The sequence below is a fragment of the Rhizobium sp. FY34 genome (genome assembly GCF_005222845.1).
Classification (GTDB): Bacteria; Pseudomonadota; Alphaproteobacteria; order Rhizobiales; family Rhizobiaceae; genus Neorhizobium.
In genome coordinates this window covers 287,588-305,591 of the sequence record NZ_STFZ01000006.1, presented here as the reverse complement: position 1 = coordinate 305,591, position 18,004 = coordinate 287,588, and the positions used below count along the sequence as shown (strand labels likewise).

The 18,004-nt window shown below is 59.2% G+C and carries 20 protein-coding genes; 5 read left to right on the top strand and 15 right to left on the bottom strand.

All coding sequences use genetic code 11. The annotated features are described in order from the left end of the window. Positions 1–129 precede the first annotated feature (129 nt). Positions 130–816 carry an SH3 domain-containing protein gene (locus E8M77_RS04730; protein ID WP_137129461.1) on the bottom strand — a complete coding sequence of 229 codons (687 nt, stop codon included), beginning with the start codon at positions 814–816 and terminating at the stop codon, positions 130–132. A 583-nt stretch (positions 817–1,399) separates the two neighbouring features. Between E8M77_RS04730 and E8M77_RS04725 the strand changes: the two genes are divergently transcribed. Continuing rightward, positions 1,400–2,116, top strand: coding sequence for a response regulator transcription factor (locus E8M77_RS04725; protein WP_137129504.1), 717 nt, complete (start codon positions 1,400–1,402; stop codon positions 2,114–2,116). Between the two features lie 54 nt (positions 2,117–2,170). Next, positions 2,171–3,511, top strand: a complete 1,341-nt coding sequence (locus E8M77_RS04720) for a HAMP domain-containing sensor histidine kinase (RefSeq protein WP_246659120.1) — start codon at positions 2,171–2,173, stop codon at positions 3,509–3,511. 26 nt (positions 3,512–3,537) lie between these two features. On the opposite strand, the gene E8M77_RS04715 is transcribed toward E8M77_RS04720, so the two are convergent. The 3 genes from E8M77_RS04715 to E8M77_RS04705 all read right to left on the bottom strand — a co-directional run bounded on the left by E8M77_RS04715 (position 3,538) and on the right by E8M77_RS04705 (position 6,315). Beyond that, complete coding sequence (locus tag E8M77_RS04715) at positions 3,538–4,173, bottom strand: exopolysaccharide biosynthesis protein (RefSeq protein ID WP_137129459.1); 636 nt, start codon at positions 4,171–4,173, stop codon at positions 3,538–3,540. A 245-nt stretch (positions 4,174–4,418) separates the two neighbouring features. Continuing rightward, positions 4,419–4,766 (bottom strand): hypothetical protein, encoded by a 348-nt coding sequence (locus tag E8M77_RS04710; protein WP_137129458.1) that lies wholly within the window; start codon positions 4,764–4,766, stop codon positions 4,419–4,421. Between the two features lie 334 nt (positions 4,767–5,100). Then, positions 5,101–6,315, bottom strand: a complete 1,215-nt coding sequence (locus E8M77_RS04705; protein ID WP_137129457.1) for an FAD-dependent oxidoreductase — start codon at positions 6,313–6,315, stop codon at positions 5,101–5,103. 139 nt (positions 6,316–6,454) lie between these two features. Between E8M77_RS04705 and dxr the strand changes: the two genes are divergently transcribed. Further along, positions 6,455–7,621: a 1-deoxy-D-xylulose-5-phosphate reductoisomerase gene (gene dxr, locus E8M77_RS04700; RefSeq protein WP_137129456.1), complete on the top strand. Its 1,167-nt coding sequence runs from the start codon at positions 6,455–6,457 to the stop codon at positions 7,619–7,621. A 6-nt stretch (positions 7,622–7,627) separates the two neighbouring features. Here the strand turns inward: dxr and E8M77_RS04695 are convergent, their stop codons facing one another. From E8M77_RS04695 to scpA, 3 genes are read right to left on the bottom strand one after another with little or no spacing between them, the layout of a single operon-like run. Further along, positions 7,628–8,029, bottom strand: a complete 402-nt coding sequence (locus tag E8M77_RS04695) for a type II toxin-antitoxin system MqsA family antitoxin (RefSeq protein ID WP_137129455.1) — start codon at positions 8,027–8,029, stop codon at positions 7,628–7,630. Between the two features lie 2 nt (positions 8,030–8,031). Continuing rightward, positions 8,032–8,334 (bottom strand): type II toxin-antitoxin system MqsR family toxin, encoded by a 303-nt coding sequence (locus tag E8M77_RS04690; protein ID WP_137129454.1) that lies wholly within the window; start codon positions 8,332–8,334, stop codon positions 8,032–8,034. Between the two features lie 32 nt (positions 8,335–8,366). Continuing rightward, positions 8,367–10,505, bottom strand: coding sequence for a methylmalonyl-CoA mutase (gene scpA / locus E8M77_RS04685; RefSeq protein WP_137129453.1), 2,139 nt, complete (start codon positions 10,503–10,505; stop codon positions 8,367–8,369). A gap of 117 nt (positions 10,506–10,622) precedes the next feature. On the opposite strand from scpA, the gene E8M77_RS04680 reads away from it, so the two are divergent. Together E8M77_RS04680 and E8M77_RS04675 are read left to right on the top strand one after the other, a co-directional pair. Further along, positions 10,623–10,892: a type II toxin-antitoxin system ParD family antitoxin gene (locus tag E8M77_RS04680; RefSeq protein WP_137129452.1), complete on the top strand. Its 270-nt coding sequence runs from the start codon at positions 10,623–10,625 to the stop codon at positions 10,890–10,892. Next, the gene (locus tag E8M77_RS04675) at positions 10,882–11,241 is read left to right on the top strand and encodes a type II toxin-antitoxin system RelE/ParE family toxin (protein ID WP_137129451.1); all 360 of its coding nucleotides are present in this window, start codon (positions 10,882–10,884) and stop codon (positions 11,239–11,241) included. Before E8M77_RS04680 ends, E8M77_RS04675 begins: the two co-directional genes overlap by 11 nt. A gap of 28 nt (positions 11,242–11,269) precedes the next feature. Here the strand turns inward: E8M77_RS04675 and E8M77_RS04670 are convergent, their stop codons facing one another. The 8 genes from E8M77_RS04670 to E8M77_RS04635 form a co-directional block, all read right to left on the bottom strand. Continuing rightward, complete coding sequence (locus E8M77_RS04670) at positions 11,270–13,279, bottom strand: acetyl/propionyl/methylcrotonyl-CoA carboxylase subunit alpha (protein WP_137129450.1); 2,010 nt, start codon at positions 13,277–13,279, stop codon at positions 11,270–11,272. Then, entirely contained in the window at positions 13,276–14,127 is an 852-nt protein-coding gene (locus E8M77_RS04665) for a hypothetical protein (RefSeq protein WP_137129449.1), read from the bottom strand. Before E8M77_RS04665 ends, E8M77_RS04670 begins: the two co-directional genes overlap by 4 nt. 3 nt (positions 14,128–14,130) lie before the next feature. Then, complete coding sequence (locus E8M77_RS04660) at positions 14,131–14,505, bottom strand: hypothetical protein (RefSeq protein ID WP_137129448.1); 375 nt, start codon at positions 14,503–14,505, stop codon at positions 14,131–14,133. A 39-nt stretch (positions 14,506–14,544) separates the two neighbouring features. Then, positions 14,545–14,922: a hypothetical protein gene (locus E8M77_RS04655; protein ID WP_137129447.1), complete on the bottom strand. Its 378-nt coding sequence runs from the start codon at positions 14,920–14,922 to the stop codon at positions 14,545–14,547. 11 nt (positions 14,923–14,933) lie between these two features. Continuing rightward, positions 14,934–15,845 (bottom strand): glutathione-dependent disulfide-bond oxidoreductase, encoded by a 912-nt coding sequence (yghU, locus tag E8M77_RS04650; RefSeq protein ID WP_137129446.1) that lies wholly within the window; start codon positions 15,843–15,845, stop codon positions 14,934–14,936. Positions 15,846–15,955: 110 nt separating this feature from the next. Further along, a complete protein-coding gene (locus E8M77_RS04645; protein WP_137129445.1) occupies positions 15,956–16,234 on the bottom strand; it encodes a DUF2442 domain-containing protein in 279 nt (92 codons plus the stop codon). Next, positions 16,215–16,451, bottom strand: coding sequence for a DUF4160 domain-containing protein (locus E8M77_RS04640; protein WP_137129444.1), 237 nt, complete (start codon positions 16,449–16,451; stop codon positions 16,215–16,217). Before E8M77_RS04640 ends, E8M77_RS04645 begins: the two co-directional genes overlap by 20 nt. 10 nt (positions 16,452–16,461) lie before the next feature. Continuing rightward, entirely contained in the window at positions 16,462–17,994 is a 1,533-nt protein-coding gene (locus E8M77_RS04635) for an acyl-CoA carboxylase subunit beta (protein WP_137129443.1), read from the bottom strand. Positions 17,995–18,004: the final 10 nt, after the last annotated feature.

Genomic DNA, 18,004 nt, shown 5'->3' with positions numbered 1-18,004 from the left:
ACACATTTACTTGATCACCCTGAAAAAGCGCAATGAAATCAATGATACTGGCGCGGGTCAGGGACAAACCAATTAAACCGTCCCATGTCGCAGGCCCGCCAAAGGCGGGCCATGCAATCGTTGCCTCAATCAGTTCCAGCGCTCGAACGTGCGCGTACCGCTCACCATGCCACCACGCGGACCGGTACGGGTTACATCGCAGGAAAAATCATTGGCGCTGCAGGTTCTGACCCGCGACATGGAATTGCCATAGGGGCCGATACTGTTGCGCGTCGATGTACATTCGCCGCCTGAGCAACTGCGGTTCTGACTGGTTGCCCCGCCATAAATGCCCGTTGCGCTGCTTGAAGCAGCACAATTGCCATTGGCGCAGGTGACAGACCGGCCATAGGAATCGATCCGTGCCGGTGCACCAGCCGGATAGGCGCCATAATAGGTGTTCCAGGAGCCGTACCAGGGATAGGCCCGGTAATAATTGTTCCAATAGGCCTGGTTGAAGGCGACGACGGTGATGCCAACGGACGTGGCAACCGGCGCAGAGAGAACGACAGGGGCACCATTGAAGACGACCTGGATATAGTTCGCCGAAACCCAGCCGCGATAGGGGCCGAAGGCGATATCGCACCAGCTATAGCCGGCAAGGCAGCCGTGCGTGACGATGCGCATGCCGACCGGCACCGTGGTGACGACGGGATAGGCTGTTGAGGGACCGGCACGAAGATTGACGTTTCCAGTCGATACGGCAACGGTCGCAGCCGTTGCAGTGGATAGGCCAGCGGCCATAAGCGCAAGCGCAATCAGTAGTCTTTTCAGCATGTTTGCCTCCATATGGGCTTGCCGCCCTTTCGGCGGCATGGACAAAGACTGAGCCTCGCGCATGGCTACAGCTTTTCGCCAACGTTGTGTTTTGTATCGATTTGTATCCGACCTGGATGTTGTCGCGCACCGCAAGCGCCGAGAGCGGGCCGCCGGCCCGCCACAATGAGGGAACGCCCGGCGGATGGGATGGGGATTTAGTCCGCCGGGCGTGGGGCACCATCGCGTAATGCTGCCATTTCTGCCGGAAGTGCTGCCATCTCGGCCCGTGGGGGTGCGGCCCTGGTACACTACGGTTGCTGACCCCATCATTGCCTTATAGAAGGTCGCGGCCTCCGCAATGAGAGGGGGGTGCAATGCCGGCGAAAAGGTTGGATTTGGTCGGTTCCGGCACCCCCAAGGGCTTTATGAACCTTCCGCCACCAGCAATTCCCGTTCACCAGTAATGTCAGAGTGAAGGCCGATGTTTGCTGCCGATTGAACGGCGCATGTCATGATGTTGAATGTGATTGCCTATTTGTAACATTTTGTAGCATCTCCCGTTTTCTATTGATTTTCCGGCTGCGAAATGTCTCCTCCCACCATGGAACCAGATGCCAAGACGATCCTCATCGTAGACGATGACCCGGAAATTCGCCGCCTTGTCGCCGATTTTCTAGGTCGCGAAGGTTTTGTCGTCGAACTTGCCGAAGATGGACGCGATATGGACCGGGCGCTGGAGCGGCTGCAGCCCGATCTCGTCGTGCTGGATTTGATGCTGCCCGGCGAGGATGGCTTGTCCATCTGCCGGCGCCTTCGGGCGGCAAGCGACTTGCCGATCCTGATGCTGACGGCCAAGGGCGAAGAGGTGGACCGCGTCGTCGGCCTGGAAATCGGCGCCGATGATTATGTGGTGAAACCGTTCGGGCCGCGCGAACTTCTGGCGCGGATTCGCGCGCTTGTACGTCGTGCCTCTGCAAAACCGGTTGCGACGCTAACGCGCCGCTTCGCCTTTGACCGCTTCATTGTTGATCTGGAAGCCCATCAGCTGACAACCGATGCCGGTGAGATCGTGCCACTGACCAACGCGGAATTCGAGCTGCTCTCCTGTTTCGTGCTGAGGCCCCGCCGCGTTTTGTCGCGCGACCAGATCCTCGATTGGATCCATGGGCGCAGCGCCGACCCCTTCGATCGCACGGTCGATATCCTGGTATCGCGGCTGCGCAAGAAGCTCGATGCGCTGGACCCCGGCTGCAACCTCATCAATACGATCCGCAACGGCGGTTATCTTCTGACCGTGCCCGTCCGGCAGGTACCCTAGTGGTTCGATTCCGACATTCAGGCTTCCGAATAAGCAAGCAGGAGTATGATAGAGGTGGGGTTTGGACTTCCGGCACGCTTCTTTGCGATTGGCTCAAGCGCGCTGCTCGGCCTATGGCTTGTGTTGATTTCCTTTTTCTACTGGTCCAATGACCTGTCGCAGATCGAAACGCGTCTGCCGACCGGCCAATTGACTGCGATTGTCGAGCTCGTGGATGCGACCCCTGCAAGCCAGAGACCGCAAGTGCTGCACGCACTCGACTCCGTCATCCTGTCCGTTGCGCTTCTGCCGGGCAAAGACCAGCCACGGCCCGCCGAGGAATTGCGCGATGACGCGGATTTTTCAGCCTATCGCGCAGCGATCGGCGAGCGGCTTCTGTCGGTGCATAACGTTGACACGACAGACGGCATGATGCGCTCGCGTTCGCTGCGGCAAACCGCCCGACCGCTGGTGTTTGTCATTGCCATGGGTGGCGACCAGGTGCTCGTCATTTCGGCACGCACGCCCTTTATCGTGATGTTCTTTGGCCTTCCCGCCGGCGTTGGCGGCGGCCTGTTCGGCACTCTGTTTGCCTTCGTCGCCTTCGTGATGCTGCACCGGGAAATCCGCCCGCTGACGCGGCTGGCCAAGGCATTGGATGCAATCGATCCCTCCGGTGAACTGGTGCCGCTGCCGGTCATTCGCTCCACGACACCGGAAATTCGCGCGCTGATCCGCGCTTTCGAGCAATTGCAGAGCCGGTTGCGGGTGATGACGCGATCCCGCATGGCCCTGTTTGGCGGCATTCAGCACGATGTGCGCAGCTTTGCGACACGATTGCGCCTGCGGCTTGAACGGCTTCCCGATGCCAACGAACGCGAACGCGCCACTGCCGATATCAACGACATGATCGACCTCCTCGACAATGCGCTCCTCACCTCGCGTGCAGGCGTCGGCGCGCTTGACGAGGAAATGCTGGACATCGCCGACCTGTTGCGCAGTGAAATGGCGGATCTCTGCCGCGCCGACCTGCCGGCCAGGCTGGAAGCGATCCACTGCCGGGGTGAGGCCTGGATTATCGGCGACCGCCTGGCGCTGCGCCGGATGATCGGCAATATCATCGACAATGCAGTGAAGTATGGACAATTCGCCCATGTAAGCCTGACAGCTGATGAGCAGACGATCCGGGTCATGATCGAGGATAATGGACCGGGATTTGTGCAAGGCAATGAGGAATTGCTGCTCGAACCTTTCGTGCGCGCCGAACCGTCTCGGGCACGTGCCACCGGCGGCGCCGGCCTTGGCCTTGCCGTTGCACGCACACTTGTCGAGGCGCAGGGCGGCACGATCGACTTGGGCAATGGCAGGCGTGGCGGACTGGTGACGCTATCCCTGCCACGCTTCGTGCCCGATTGAACCCGCAAGCCCCGCATCTCCCAGGATCACGGCATGGGAGCAGACGCAATATTCCAGCCCATCCAGTCGCTGATCAGCCACCAGCCCCCCAGAAATATGAAGCCGGTAAAGGCCAGCGCTGCAACTGCAAGCAAAAGACCGCCGGCCACCGCCATGCCGTCGCGTTGCGCAAGGCCGAGCGCAATGAAGAAGATCGACAGGCCCGGCAGAATATTGCCGAAGGGAATGGGCAGCGCAATCAGCACGGACATCACGAAAATGATGGCACCGAGAAGGCGGAACGAAACCGGCCCGCAAAAGACATGCCAGCGTGGCCGCAACCAGGTTTCCAGCCAGGCAAGCTTCGGACCAAGGCGAACGGCCATGGCCACAAGCAGAGCCTGCGGCACCTTCACCTGCGCAAGCCTGTCAGGCAGAAGAAATCGATCGGCACCGATGACAAGCTGGATCGACAAAAGTGCGAGCGCCGTACCAAAGACCATGCCGGCCGGCAGACCTGGTGTCGGGATGATGGCGGGGATCGAAAAAAACAACAGCACCAGCGCGGTTGCCTTTTCCCCCAGCACGGACAGCAGTCTGCCAAGCGTCGCCGGCCCTTGGCCGAACTGTTCCGGCAATCCCAACAGGATGGGTGCCAGACCTCTTTCCACTTCACTGCGCATGTAAGACAATCGGGTGCAGCAGACAGGCAGGAGGTGGCAGAACAGGCGCAGCAGGTAAACAGGGCTTGATCGGCACGGAAGGTTTCCCAAGGGCGAAGGTTTGCGACACTCAGCCCGCCGCGTGTTTCATCGCGCTCAAGCCGGAAGCATCGTGCATGTGGGAAAGCCATGCGCGCTTGGCAAGGGCGCAGCAGGTAGGTAACACCGCAAAGCCAGCCACCAATGGTAGCGCTATCAACAATGGCCTAACTTCGATCGCCGGCGCGGATAGCCTCCATAAAGCGCATGCTTTCATGGTTAAGGCGGGCCTCGTCCATGAAGGCATCAAAGCATTCCAGCAGCTTGCTGCGCCGGCGCGCCACTTCGCTTTCCGGAAGTGGAGAACGTGTGAAGGAACCTATGCCTGTGAGGAAGGCCTGCGCCGAGGCGCTCAGCGATGGAAGAAGGTCTATTAGATAGACGCTCGGCTCTCGCTCATCGAGTACGGAAGCAACATAGCCAAACAACACTTTGGGAATAGCCAGCGCTTCCTGCCAGTCACAGGATGCGACAAGTTCCCGTATGAAATGCCCATCTACATGTTCTATCGTCATGGTCCATTCCTTGCCAGGGATGTTGAAACCGGAAGAAGGGTGCAGTCATTGCCCCTTTTTTTCTTCCGCCGACCGCATGCTCTTCGACCCGGATCAACGTGCCGCAGTACCATTCGGCCCAGCATCTCCAGTCATTCGACGAAAGCGGTAAATAATTTGGAAAAATGACTAAACAGAGACGCAAGGAAGTCAACTGGCTTGCGTTTTGCAAGGAAAATTTGAATCCGCTACGTTTCAGAATGAAACATTTATTCTCCAGAATCACAATTCGGCCTGTGCATAACCTTGCCTCTGCCTCAGAATGAGCCAGGCCGGACACAGGCTTTCGGCTTCGTCAGACCGGTCGGATATGCTCCATGCGGAAGCCAAGACCGATGAGGCGGCCAGCAATATGCGCCAGCAGCGGAAAGCGGGCAATCCCGCGAATGAAGGCGGGCGGTCCCTTGCGCTTTTCGTCACTGGCCTCATCCTTGCGACGACCGGACCGCATCATCAGTTGCAGCTTCTGTGTCGCCCTGGTGGGAAACAGGCGGCGTTTTTCGACAGCCGCAAGATGCGCATCGGTCAACTGACCCTCGCGCAGGGCCTTGCCCAGAATATTGCCGGCCGCAACAGCATCCTGAATGGCAAGATTGACGCCGACGCCACCGATGGGCGACATGGCATGGGCTGCATCGCCGATCGCCAGCAAACCCGGCCGCCACCATTGCTTCAGCCGGTCGATGCGCACCTGCAACAGGCTGACATCATCCCAGCTGCCGATTTCCCCCATGCGATCAGCCGGCAATGGCGAGACCTCACGCACCTTGGCGCGGAAATCCTCCAGATCGCCAGCACGATAGTCGGCAAAGGTACCGCGTCGCACGATATAGCCGCATTGCCAGTAATCGCCGCGATCAATCAGCACAAAGCCCTGGCGCGGCCCGGCATGGCCCATTGTTTCCGCCGGATCGCCCTTCTGTTTCGACAGCTTCATCCAGACGACCTCGCTGGGCAGGCCAAAACTTTCAACCTCAAGGCCCGCCTTTTCCCGCACGATGGAATGCCGGCCATCGGCTGCCACCACCAGCGTGGACTTGAGGGTGAGCGGCCCGTCCGATGTGTCGAGCGCCAGGCCCGTAACACGGCCGCCCTCTTCCAGCACATCGGTCACCCTGGCGCTCATCAGCAGCCGGAAATTTGGATGGCACGACGCTTCCTTTGACAGAAAATCGAGAAAGTCCCATTGCGGCATGAAGGCGATGAACTTGTTGCGCACCGGCAGGCGGGAAAAATCGGCCATGGTGATGGTGCGGCCACCCATTTCGGCCGAAAGCTTTGGCGCACGCGTATGCGGCAGCTTCAGGAAGGCCTCTTCGAGACCAAGTTCATGGATGACTTCGAGCGTCGAGGGGTGAATGGTGTCGCCCCGGAAATCGCGCAGGAAATCACTGTGCTTTTCCACCACCGTCACATCGACCCCGGCGCGCGCCAGAAGCAAGCCGAGCATCATGCCGGCAGGTCCACCGCCCGCGATGGCGCATGTGGTTGTCAGGACTGACCCAGCCATATTGCTTCTCCGCCGATACCATGCATTTCCAATCTATCGCATCTGGCACCGGCGGGCATGAAATTCAATGCGGCGCATCCGCCCTTGTGACCCGGCTCCGGCCCCTGTAAACGAGCGGGGACCAAACCGGACCTTTCGCATGACCAGCTTGAAGCGCAGCATCACCATTCTCGGCTCCACCGGCTCGATCGGTACGAATACGTTGGATGTCGTCACCCATCTGGGCGGTCGAGATGCGTTCGATGTGGTGGCGCTGACGGGGGCCGGCAATATCGAGCTTCTTGCCAGGCAGGCTAAAGCACATGGCGCCAAACTGGCCGTAACAGCGGATGAAAGCCAGTATGTGGCGCTGCGCGACCTTTTGTCGGGCACAGGGATCGAAATCGCTGCCGGCGAAACGGGGCTTTTGGAAGCCGCCAGCGCCCAGGCCGATGTGGTCATGGCCGCCATTGTCGGCACCGCAGGCCTTGCTCCCACGCTGGCAGCCGCCAGACGCGGGGCGGATATCGCGCTGGCCAATAAGGAATGTCTGGTCTCGGCCGGCGATCTGTTCGTCTCGGCGGTCAGGCAAGGCGGCGGCCGGCTTCTGCCCGTCGACAGCGAGCATAATGCCATCTTCCAGGTTCTGGAGGAAAACCAGCGCCACGCCATCGAGCGAGTGATCCTGACGGCTTCCGGCGGCCCGTTTCGCACCTTCACCCGCGCCCAGATGGCCGATGTGACGATGGAAACGGCGCGTGCCCATCCCAACTGGTCGATGGGTCTGAAAATCTCCATCGACAGCGCCTCGATGTTCAACAAGGCGCTGGAAATGATCGAGGCCATGCACCTGTTTGGGCTCACGCCGAGCCAGGTGGAGGTGATCGTGCATCCGCAATCGATCATCCATTCCATGGTGGGTTACACGGATGGCTCGATCCTCGCCCAGCTTGGCAGCCCGGACATGCGACACGCCATAGGCTATGCACTCGAATATCCGCGCCGCGCCCATCTGCCAGTCGAACGGCTGGATTTCGCCAGACTTGCAAGACTGGATTTCGAGGCGCCGGACGAGATCCGCTTTCCCGCCCTTCGCCTGGCAAAGCTTGCAATGACCCGCGGCGGCGTGCAGGGCGCCGTGCTGAACGGCGCCAAGGAAGTGGCGCTCGAAGCCTTCATTGCCGGCGAGACGGGGTTCCTGACCATGGCCGAGATCACCGAAGCCGTGATGGAGGAACTTGCCCATCTGCCGCAAGCCGGCAGCATGGACGACGTGTTTGCGGCAGACCTGGAAGCCCGCCACGCCGCCAAGCGCCACCTGGCGTAACCTCATTCAGGCGGCCTGCACCTCGCTCAAAAGTTCAGGATGTCGATCGAGCAGGCGCAACAGCTTGACCAGCGCAATTGGCGGCTGGGTCTTGCCGGTTTCGTATCGGGAAAAAGCATTGACACCGCCTCCGAAGATTTCACCCGCCTGTCTCTGGTCGAGTTTCAACTTGCGACGAACAGAGGCGATATAGGCCGGATCAACAAGCACCGCATTCACCTGCCGCTGAAACAGCCCGACGAGGTCGCTGAGCCGGTTGCCATTCTCCGCATCCAGCACCACTTCGCCGCAAGAGGGACAATAGTCTCCCTCAATGGCAGACAGGATCGTCTCTTTGCCCTTGTAGGTATAGGGCATATTCCGCGTCTCATGGACAAGTTCAGCACCACCGCAGCAGGGGCATTTCATCCTCAAAGCTCCTTGAACGACACGATCAGCACATCATCGATGACGGTCAGCTTGAGATAAACCGCATCCCCGAGATCCGTCTGTGTTCGGTAGACATCCTGCCAGATCGAATGGTCGGCATGCGTGGTCATTGATTTGAAGAAATTCTTCATCGTCAAAGCAAGAAGCACGCGACACATTCCATCCAGATCCACGATGCCGAGCGCTCGAGCACCGATAAAAGCAGACCCCGTGGCCCGGACCCGGCCACTCGTCACCAGCCGATGGACGCGCTCAAGCGGACAATGCGGTCTTTTCTTCTCCATGCAAATAACCTAATTGGTTAAATGACGCAAGCTCAGGCGTTTCGGCGGCGCCCTTCCATAAGGTCGAGAATGGCGCGGGCGGCATCGAGCACATTTGTGCCGGGGCCAAAGACGGCGGCGACGCCTGAGTCCAGCAGGAACTGGTAATCCTGGCGCGGGATGACGCCGCCAACCACGACGATGATGTCCTTGGCGCCCTTTGCCTTCAAGGCTTCGACAAGCTGTGGGGCAAGCGTCTTGTGTCCGGCCGCAAGCGACGACATGCCGACCACCTGAACCTTTTGCGTCACAGCCAGATCCGCCGCCTCTTGCGGCGTCTGGAACAGCGGGCCGGCCACGACCTCGAAACCGATATCACCGAAGGCCGAGGCAATCACCTTGGCGCCGCGATCATGACCATCCTGACCAAGCTTTGCCACCAGCATTGTGGGGCGAATGCCGGTGGCCTTGGCAAAGACGGCGAGACGGTTGGTCAGGTTTTCATATTCGGGATCACCCTCATAGGCCGGGCCATAGATATTGGAGACCACGTCCGGCACGGCGACATGATCGCCAAACACCTGGCGCATAGCATCGGAAATCTCGCCGACGGTAGCACGAGCACGCGCCGCTTCGACGGCCGCCTCCAGCAGATTGCCCTCACCCGTCTCGGCAATCTTGACGATCGACGCGAGAGCTTCTGCCACACGCGCCGGATCACGCTGGCGCCGCAGCTGTTCCAGCCGGGCGATCTGGGCATTGCGCACGGCTGTGTTGTCGATGGCCAGAATATCGATGGGCTCTTCGTTTTCGAGCCGGTACTTGTTGACGCCGACGATAATCTCTTCAGCCCGGTCTATGGCGGCCTGACGGCGGGTGGCGGCCTCCTCGATCAGGCGCTTCGGCAGACCATCGGCCACGGCCTTGGTCATGCCGCCAAGGCTTTCCACCTCTTCGATCAGCGCCCAAGCCTTGTCCGCCAGTTCCTTGGTGAGGCATTCGACATAATAGGAACCGGCCAGCGGATCGACCACCTTGGTCACGCCCGTCTCATGCTGAAGGATGAGCTGCGTATTGCGGGCAATGCGGGCGGAAAACTCGGTGGGCAGGGCAATCGCCTCGTCCAGCGCATTGGTATGCAGCGATTGCGTGCCGCCTAGTACGGCAGATAGCGCCTCATAGGCCGTGCGGATGACGTTGTTATAGGGATCCTGCTCGGCAAGCGACACGCCGGAGGTCTGGCAATGGGTGCGCAGCATCAGGGAACCCGGCTGTTTCGGCTCGAACTCCTGCATGATGCGCGACCAGAGCAGGCGCGCGGCGCGCAGCTTGGACGCCTCCATGAAGAAGTTCATGCCGATGGCAAAGAAGAAGGAGAGCCGCCCGGCAAATTCATCGACATTCAGCCCCTTGGCGAGAGCCGCGCGCACATATTCGCGGCCATCGGCCAGCGTGAAGGCAAGCTCCTGCACGAGCGTCGCACCCGCCTCCTGCATATGATAGCCGGAAATCGAGATGGAGTTGAAGCGCGGCATTTCCCTGGCCGTATAGGCGATGATGTCGGCAATGATCCGCATGGACGGTTCCGGCGGATAGATATAGGTGTTGCGGACCATGAACTCCTTCAGAATGTCGTTCTGAATGGTGCCGGAAAGCTCCGAGCGCAAACAGCCCTGCTCCTCGCCCGCGACGATGAAGCTGGCGAGGATAGGGATGACCGCGCCGTTCATGGTCATGGACACCGACATGTCCTTCAGCGGAATGCCGTCAAACAGGATCTTCATGTCCTCGACACTATCAATGGCAACGCCTGCCTTGCCGACATCGCCTTCGACGCGCGGATGATCGCTGTCGTAACCGCGATGGGTGGCGAGATCGAAGGCAACCGACAGGCCCTTCTGACCGGCGGCAAGATTCTTGCGGTAAAAGGCATTGCTTTCTTCCGCCGTGGAGAAGCCGGCATATTGGCGGATCGTCCAGGGGCGACCGGCATACATGGTGGCGCGCGGGCCGCGCACGAAGGGTGCAAAACCCGGCAGGCTGTCGAGGTGATCCATGCCCTGGAGGTCGTCCGCCGTATAGAGCGGCTTGACATCGATGCCTTCCGGCGTCTGCCAGGTCAGCGTCTCGGGCGCCGCCTTCAGTTCCTTCTCGGCAAGGGCCTGCCAGTCTACGATGGTTTTCTGCGACATCGTCGGTCTCCTCACCTCAAGTTGTCGTTGTTATTTCGGCGGATCTGGCATCGACCGGCAAATTGACCAGGGTGCCACCCGGTAGTATTATGCGGGCACAATCAGGATGGATCTGCCATGACTGTAAAGACATCTGTCTCCATTTCCGATCAACAGGACGCCTTTGCCCGCCGACTGGTTGAGGAGGGACGCTTTTCGAGTGTGAGCGCCGTTGTGCAACAGGGACTGGAACTGTTGCGCGAAGAGACGGAGATGAAAGAGGCGGAACTGGCAGCGCTACGGGCCTTGATTGAAGAGAGAAGCAAGGGGCCCTTTTTGAGCGCGGAGGAAAGCAGTCGCCGTATTGACGCGTTGATTGCAGCCAAGAAAGTTCAGTATGGGCTTTGATCTGTTCCGGTCCCCTGCAGCAGACCGTGACCTCGACCTGATTTTCGATCATCTGGTAGAGTCCTACATCTCGCTCGGAGACGACTTGCAGGACGCACTTGCTCGTGCGGCAGCACGTTTGAAAGCCATCGACCGAGATATGCTTGCGCTCGTCCATGCTCCGCACCAAGGGAATCTGCGGCATCAAATTTCGCCGGGATTGCGCCAAGTGACCAAGAATAGTGCGACTTTCTATTTCAAAGTGGATGAAGAAAAGCACGAGATGCGGATCCTGGCAGTATTCTTCGGCGGCCAGGATCATGAAAAGCACATCCTCAAACGGCTCGGCAACCGGCCTAGCGACGCATGACCATTTATCCGAGCCGCAAGACCCCATCTCACTCGAACTCCATGATCAGCTCATCCACCGCGAGGCTCTGACCGGCAGAGGCCGCGATGCGCTTGACCGTGCCGCGCCGCTCCGCTTTCAGCACGTTTTCCATTTTCATCGCCTCGACGGTTGCCAGCGTCTGGCCGGCTTCCACCGTTTCCCCAGCCACGACAGCAACCGAAGTGATGACACCCGGCATGGGGCAGAGCAGCATTTTCGACGTATCCGGCGGCAGCTTGACCGGCATGAGCTTTGCCAGTTCCGCAACACGCGGCGAACGCACGCGGGCCATGACATCCATGCCGCGCAGGCGAAGGCGGATGGCCGAACCGACGAGATCCACCTTGACGCCCAGGCTCTCGCCATCCACGGCAAAATGCGCATGGGTTCCGCCCGGATGCCACGTGCTCACAACCGACAGGCTGTCGCCGCTGTCCTTGAACGTCGCCAGTTCGGTATCAGCGCCGCCCGACAGGCTGACCGCATGATGGACATCACCCAGCTGCACCATCCAGTCGCTGCCCACCACGCGGGCATGATTGCCGATCGTGCCGGAAATCTGCGCAGCGCGCGCCTGCACCCGGCGCTGGATGACGGCTGCAATAGCGCCAAGCTTTTGCGAGGACGCCGCATCCGGCACGACGCCGGTAAAGCCTGAAGGAAATTCTTCCGCGATATAGGCCGTGGTGATCTTGCCGGAACGGAAGCGCTCCTGTTCCATGACCGCCGAAAGGAAGGGCAGGTTATGGCCGATGCCTTCCACTTCAAAATCATCGAGTGCGGCAGACATAGCCTCGATGGCGGAAGGCCGATCCGGCGCCCAGGTGCAGAGCTTGGCGATCATCGGATCGTAATACATCGAAATCTCGCCGCCTTCGAAGACGCCGGTATCATTGCGCACCAGAGTGCCATCCGGCCTTTCGCCTTCGGCGGGCGGGCGGTAACGCGACAGGCGGCCGATGGAGGGCAGGAAATTGCGGAAGGGATCTTCCGCATAAAGCCGGCTTTCAATGGCCCAGCCATTGAGCTTCACATCCTCCTGGCCAAAGGACAGTTTATCGCCCGATGCGACGCGGATCATCTGCTCGACAAGATCGATGCCCGTCACGAGTTCCGTCACCGGATGTTCCACCTGCAGGCGGGTGTTCATTTCCAGGAAGTAGAATTTGTTGGCCTTGCCATCGACGATGAACTCCACCGTGCCGGCGGAATGGTAACCCACGGCTTTCGCAAGCGCGACGGCCTGCTCACCCATGGCACGCCGGGTCTCCGGCGTCAGGAAGGGCGATGGCGCTTCCTCGATGACTTTCTGGTTGCGCCGCTGGATGGAGCATTCGCGCTCTCCCAGATAAAGCACGGTGCCATGCCTGTCGCCGAGCACCTGGATTTCGATATGGCGCGGTTCGGTGACGAATTTCTCGATGAAGATGCGGTCATCGCCAAACGAGTTCTTCGCCTCGTTCTTCGAGGATTGGAAGCCTTCGCGAGCTTCGGCATCGTTCCAGGCAATGCGCATGCCCTTGCCGCCACCGCCGGCAGAGGCTTTGATCATCACCGGATAGCCGATGGAGGCGGAAATGGTCACGGCCTCGTCGGCATCGGCAATCAGGCCCATATGGCCGGGTACGGTGGAGACACCGGCTTCGGCCGCCAGTTTCTTCGAGGTGATCTTGTCGCCCATGGCCTGGATGGCGCCAACCGGCGGGCCGATAAAGGTAATCCCTGCCTTTTCCAGCGCCTCAGCAAACAACGGGTTTTCCGAGAGGAAGCCATAGCCGGGATGCACCGCATCGGCGCCGGTCTTGCGAATGGCATCCAAAATCCTGTCGATGACGATATAGGACTGGTTGGAGGGCGCCGGTCCAATATGCACCGCCTCATCCGCCATGCGCACATGCAGCGCATTGGCATCCGCATCCGAATAGACGGCGACCGTCTTGATGCCCATGCGCCTGGCGGTCTTGATGACCCGGCAGGCGATTTCACCCCGGTTGGCGATGAGGATTTTGGAGATCATTGTGCAACCTCGCCGACCTTCGAAAACGTGCAAGCTTCCAAGAACTCAACCCCGAACCACGTAAGCACGTAGTATTGAAGCCATATTATGCCGCCAGGAACTTCGATGTTTTTTATGAAGTATTCTTTCAGTATATTTAAGCTAACCAAAGCCTCCTTTAGTTCCTCTTGGCCGCGCACATACGGCGTACCAGAAAGCTCATATGCCTCGCCACTCTCCGCATTAAATCCGCCAGCATTATAAAAAACGCCCGGAACATCTAGTAAAATTGATATTTTTTTATCCATTTCATCTACATCAAATGCGCCTTTTGCATAAATTTTCCCAAAAATATTATTTACGGACTCTCTGACTGAGTGTTCGTCATAATCAAGCGGCACATCTCCGAAATCTTTATCTGATGCTTTGCTGATGTTGTCGTTAAGAAGCTTAACGTGAAGTGTGTCAAGCTTACTTAGAATATCTACTGCGATAGCTTGATTTGGGTTTGGACTCGAAGTCGCGCTGACCAATAGATTTGCCCAGCTATCAATAAGTAGATTGTCATCAGGATCCGTCCATGACGCTTTTTCCAAAAGAGGGATCAGTATACGATTGGCTACCGGTTGAGGCATCGCACTCTCCAAGGCCAATCGTTTTGAAGCACGTTTGGCAATCTCTATGAGAACATCCTCTCGCTGGAGTCTTATAAGATCGCCTCTCAGTCCACGGTGCTCCGTGAAGGGTCTAATTGCATCTGTCAAAGAATCGACGAGACGACCCATGGCCGATGTAGGCACCTCAGCTTTTACTTCTGCTTTCGCAGATAGACCTATATCAAACTTTAAAGGGAGTTTTCCCTCGGTCATACGTCAACCCTCCCCCATCTCTTCAAAGGCGGCCGGAAAATTCTTGCGGGCCAGCGCTTCATTCAGCTTCAGCTTGGCAAAATAGGATTGCGGATCAAACCCGCGCTCGGCGACCAGCAATTCGCGCCCGAACAGGCGGCAGAGACGCTCGCCATCCAGATTGCCGCGCTCGAAAGGCTCTGCCCCGAAATGCTGCCAGAGCGCCTGCACGAAGCCGATATCAGCCAGCGCCACCGTCGGATCCATGGTGCGGTGACGAGGCATGGAGGTGAGCTTGGTGACCTTGGAATTGGCGCGGCGTAGCGTGAATTGCCACTGCGTGCCCAGAAGGCCTGCGGGAAAGCCGCGATGCTTGGGCATTTCAGGGATTTTTGCCATCAGGACTGTTCCGATCTCATCAGGGGCTTCCACATGGCATCACACCTCGAACACATCATCGAAGGATTCCGGAAAATTCTGCCTCGCCACCCGCTCGTCTATCTGCAGCAGGGCCTCATAGGAGGTGGGATCAAAGCTTCTATCAACCGCCACCACTTCGCGCCCGAACAACAGGTTCAGCCGGGCGGCATCAAGATTGCCGCGCTCGAAAGGCTCATCGCCGAACTGGTGCCAAAGGGCATGCAGGAAGGCCGCATCAATGCGGTGCTCCTTGGTGCCGGGCCGTGCCTTGCGCGGTATGGCCTTGATGGGCGTGGCGCCCTTGCCATTGGCCCGGCGGATGGTGAACTGCACGCCGGTGCCCGGCATGCCGGAGGGAAAGCCGCGATGTTTGATCATGTCGGGCGCGTTGGCCATGCTGTATTCCTTCAAGCCTTGGCGATCTTGTCCTGCGTCTTAGTCTCGAAGTCTTGTGCTTCGTGACGCTCGCGCAACTGGGTGGAGGGATCACCGGATGTGCGGTTGACCATGGCGCCGCGCTTGACGCCTGGCCGCTCGCCGACCTGGCGTGTCCAGCGCTGCACATGCTCGTATTCATCGACGGAGAGAAAATCTCCGGCATCATTATAGGCATCCTTCAGCGCCAGCCTTCCATACCAGGGCCAGATCGCCATATCGGCAATCGTGTAGACGCTGCCGGCCATGAATTCATGATCGGCCAGATGCCGGTTCAACACATCCATCTGCCGCTTGACCTCCATGGCATAGCGATCAATGGCATATTGGATCTTGATCGGCGCATAGGCGTAAAAATGGCCGAAACCGCCGCCGAGAAAGGGGGCAGACCCCATCTGCCAGAACAGCCAGTTCACCGCTTCGGTGCGGGCACGAAGCTCCGTCGGCAGGAAAGCGCCGAACTTTTCAGCGAGATAGGTGAGGATCGAGGCGGATTCGAACACTCTCAGCGGCTTGCCCCCATCCTTCGGCTGATGGTCCATCAAGGCTGGGATCTTGGAATTGGGGTTTACCTCGACGAAGCCCGAACCGAACTGGTCTCCCTTGCCGATATTGATCAGCCAGGCATCGTATTCGGCACCGGAATGACCGGCCGCCAAAAGCTCTTCCAGCAGGATTGTCACCTTCACGCCGTTCGGTGTTCCGAGCGAATAAAGCTGCAACGGATGGTTGCCGACCGGCAGTTCCTTGTCCTGCGTCGGCCCGGCAATCGGCCGGTTGATGCTGGCGAATGCGCCGCCATTACCGGGCTCCCAGGTCCATACTTTTGGCGGCTGGTAGCCGGCAGGCAAATTGTTTTCGGGCGGAAATTTGGCGTCGGTCATAAAATTCTGTCCTTGTTCTAGAACCCGGCGCAGTGGCGGGCCAATCCGGATATAGGAACCAGATTGCCGCCGCCGCAGGCCGGGCGTCATTTTTTATGCGCGGCTCAAACTCATTCGGCCGCCTCTGCCGGAGGTTTTGCGCCGGGATATCTTTTTCCCTTCAGCATTCCCTCCACGCTCAGGTCCTCATCGAGATCTGGCCAGTGGACACCATAAGGCGACAGCTCGATCTTGTTGCGCGCCTCCGGTCCCGCCGCCAGAAGAGGCGGATACCACCACAACGGGGTCACCAGCATCGCACCGTCGGCAAGTTCAACCAAGAGCGAAACCTCCGTGCAGTAGGCACGGATGGGCTCGAGCAGCTCATGTTCAATTTCCAAAGTGTTCATGCCACTTCTCCAGAAATTCATCCCGATGGTCTTCTACCACATTCAGCAAGGCGTTGAGTTCCTGATCCGTGCAACGCTGGTTGCGTGCGATGGCCAGACGCTCCAGCCAGACCTTGGTTTCCTTTCGGTCCTTGCGGATATGGATGTGAGGCGGCTCATCCCGGTCAAGACTGTAGAACTCGAACCGCCAGCCCTTCCATTCGAAGACCTTCGGCATCGCCCTGCCCTCACAGCGGAATCGTATCGTGCTTCTTCCAGTGCGTCGTCACCTGCTTGTTGCGAAGGCTTGCAAAAGCGCGAGCAATGCGGCGGCGCGATGAATGCGGCATGATCACCTCATCGATGAAGCCGCGCTCAGCTGCCACGAAAGGATTGGCAAACCGCTCCTCATATTCACGGGTGCGCTCGGCGATCTTGTCGGCATCGCCCAGTTCGGAGCGGTAGAGAATTTCGGTGGCGCCCTTGGCGCCCATGACCGCGATCTCGGCCGTCGGCCAGGCATAGTTGACGTCTGCGCCAATATGTTTCGAGGCCATCACATCATAGGCACCGCCATAGGCCTTGCGGGTGATCAGCGTCACCATCGGCACGGTCGCCTCCGAATAGGCAAACAGCAGCTTGGCACCATGCTTGATGACACCGCCATATTCCTGCGCCACACCGGGCAGAAAGCCGGGCACATCCACCAGCGTCAGGATCGGGATGGAAAAGGCATCGCAGAAGCGCACGAAACGGGCCGCCTTGCGCGAGGCATCGATATCGAGGCAACCGGCCAGCACCATCGGCTGGTTGGCCACGACGCCAACCGTCTGGCCTTCCAGCCGGATATAGCCGGTGATGATATTGCGGGCAAAGGCTTCCTGGATCTCGAAGAAATCGCCCTCGTCGGCAATCGCGTGGATCAGTTCCTTCATGTCATAGGGCTTGGCGGCACTATCCGGGATCAGGCTGTCGAGACGCATTTCAAGGCGCGCCGGATCGTCGAAGAAAGGCCGCACTGGCGGCTTTTCGCGATTGTTCAAGGGTAGGAAATCAAACAGCTGGCGCACCGCCTCCAGCGTCTCCACGTCGTTCTCGTAGGCCGCATCGGCCACAGAGGATTTTTTCGTATGGGTGGAGGCGCCGCCGAGTTCCTCCGCCGTGACGATCTCGTTGGTCACCGTCTTCACCACATCCGGACCGGTGACGAACATGTAGGATGAGTCACGCACCATGAAGATGAAATCGGTCATGGCCGGCGAATAGACGGCACCGCCGGCACAGGGCCCCATGATGACGGAGATCTGCGGAATGACGCCCGAGGCTTCCGCATTGCGGCGAAAGACTTCCGCATAGCCGGCCAGCGATGCAACGCCTTCCTGGATACGCGCGCCGCCGCTGTCATTCAGCCCGATCACCGGCGCACCAACCCGCACGGCCATATCCATGATCTTGCAGATCTTCTGCGCATGGGTTTCCGACAGCGAACCGCCGAGCACGGTAAAATCCTGGGAAAACACATAGACCTGACGGCCATTGATCGTGCCCCAGCCGGTAACGACCCCATCGCCTGCCACCTGCTGTTCCGCCATGCCGAAATCGACGCAGCGATGCGTGACATACATGTCGTATTCTTCAAAGGAGCCTTCATCGAGCAGCACATCGATGCGCTCGCGCGCCGTCAGCTTGCCCTTGGCATGCTGGGCATCGATCCGCTTCTGGCCGCCGCCCAGACGGGCCTGCGCCCGCCGCGCTTCCACTTCTGCCAAAACTGCGCGCATGCCGCCTCCC

Coding starts and splice junctions, on each gene's coding strand:
- E8M77_RS04705 (WP_137129457.1), bottom strand. CDS start 6,315: ATGGCTGGGTCAGTCCTGACAACCACATGCGCCATCGCGGGCGGTGGA.
- E8M77_RS04665 (WP_137129449.1), bottom strand. CDS start 14,127: ATGACCGAGGGAAAACTCCCTTTAAAGTTTGATATAGGTCTATCTGCG.
- E8M77_RS04695 (WP_137129455.1), bottom strand. CDS start 8,029: ATGAAATGCCCCTGCTGCGGTGGTGCTGAACTTGTCCATGAGACGCGG.
- E8M77_RS04675 (WP_137129451.1), top strand. CDS start 10,882: ATGGGCTTTGATCTGTTCCGGTCCCCTGCAGCAGACCGTGACCTCGAC.
- dxr (WP_137129456.1), top strand. CDS start 6,455: ATGACCAGCTTGAAGCGCAGCATCACCATTCTCGGCTCCACCGGCTCG.
- E8M77_RS04730 (WP_137129461.1), bottom strand. CDS start 816: ATGCTGAAAAGACTACTGATTGCGCTTGCGCTTATGGCCGCTGGCCTA.
- scpA (WP_137129453.1), bottom strand. CDS start 10,505: ATGTCGCAGAAAACCATCGTAGACTGGCAGGCCCTTGCCGAGAAGGAA.
- E8M77_RS04670 (WP_137129450.1), bottom strand. CDS start 13,279: ATGATCTCCAAAATCCTCATCGCCAACCGGGGTGAAATCGCCTGCCGG.
- E8M77_RS04635 (WP_137129443.1), bottom strand. CDS start 17,994: ATGCGCGCAGTTTTGGCAGAAGTGGAAGCGCGGCGGGCGCAGGCCCGT.
- E8M77_RS04660 (WP_137129448.1), bottom strand. CDS start 14,505: ATGGCAAAAATCCCTGAAATGCCCAAGCATCGCGGCTTTCCCGCAGGC.
- E8M77_RS04645 (WP_137129445.1), bottom strand. CDS start 16,234: ATGAACACTTTGGAAATTGAACATGAGCTGCTCGAGCCCATCCGTGCC.
- E8M77_RS04710 (WP_137129458.1), bottom strand. CDS start 4,766: ATGACGATAGAACATGTAGATGGGCATTTCATACGGGAACTTGTCGCA.
- E8M77_RS04655 (WP_137129447.1), bottom strand. CDS start 14,922: ATGGCCAACGCGCCCGACATGATCAAACATCGCGGCTTTCCCTCCGGC.
- E8M77_RS04640 (WP_137129444.1), bottom strand. CDS start 16,451: ATGCCGAAGGTCTTCGAATGGAAGGGCTGGCGGTTCGAGTTCTACAGT.
- E8M77_RS04715 (WP_137129459.1), bottom strand. CDS start 4,173: ATGCGCAGTGAAGTGGAAAGAGGTCTGGCACCCATCCTGTTGGGATTG.
- E8M77_RS04725 (WP_137129504.1), top strand. CDS start 1,400: ATGGAACCAGATGCCAAGACGATCCTCATCGTAGACGATGACCCGGAA.
- yghU (WP_137129446.1), bottom strand. CDS start 15,845: ATGACCGACGCCAAATTTCCGCCCGAAAACAATTTGCCTGCCGGCTAC.
- E8M77_RS04690 (WP_137129454.1), bottom strand. CDS start 8,334: ATGGAGAAGAAAAGACCGCATTGTCCGCTTGAGCGCGTCCATCGGCTG.
- E8M77_RS04680 (WP_137129452.1), top strand. CDS start 10,623: ATGACTGTAAAGACATCTGTCTCCATTTCCGATCAACAGGACGCCTTT.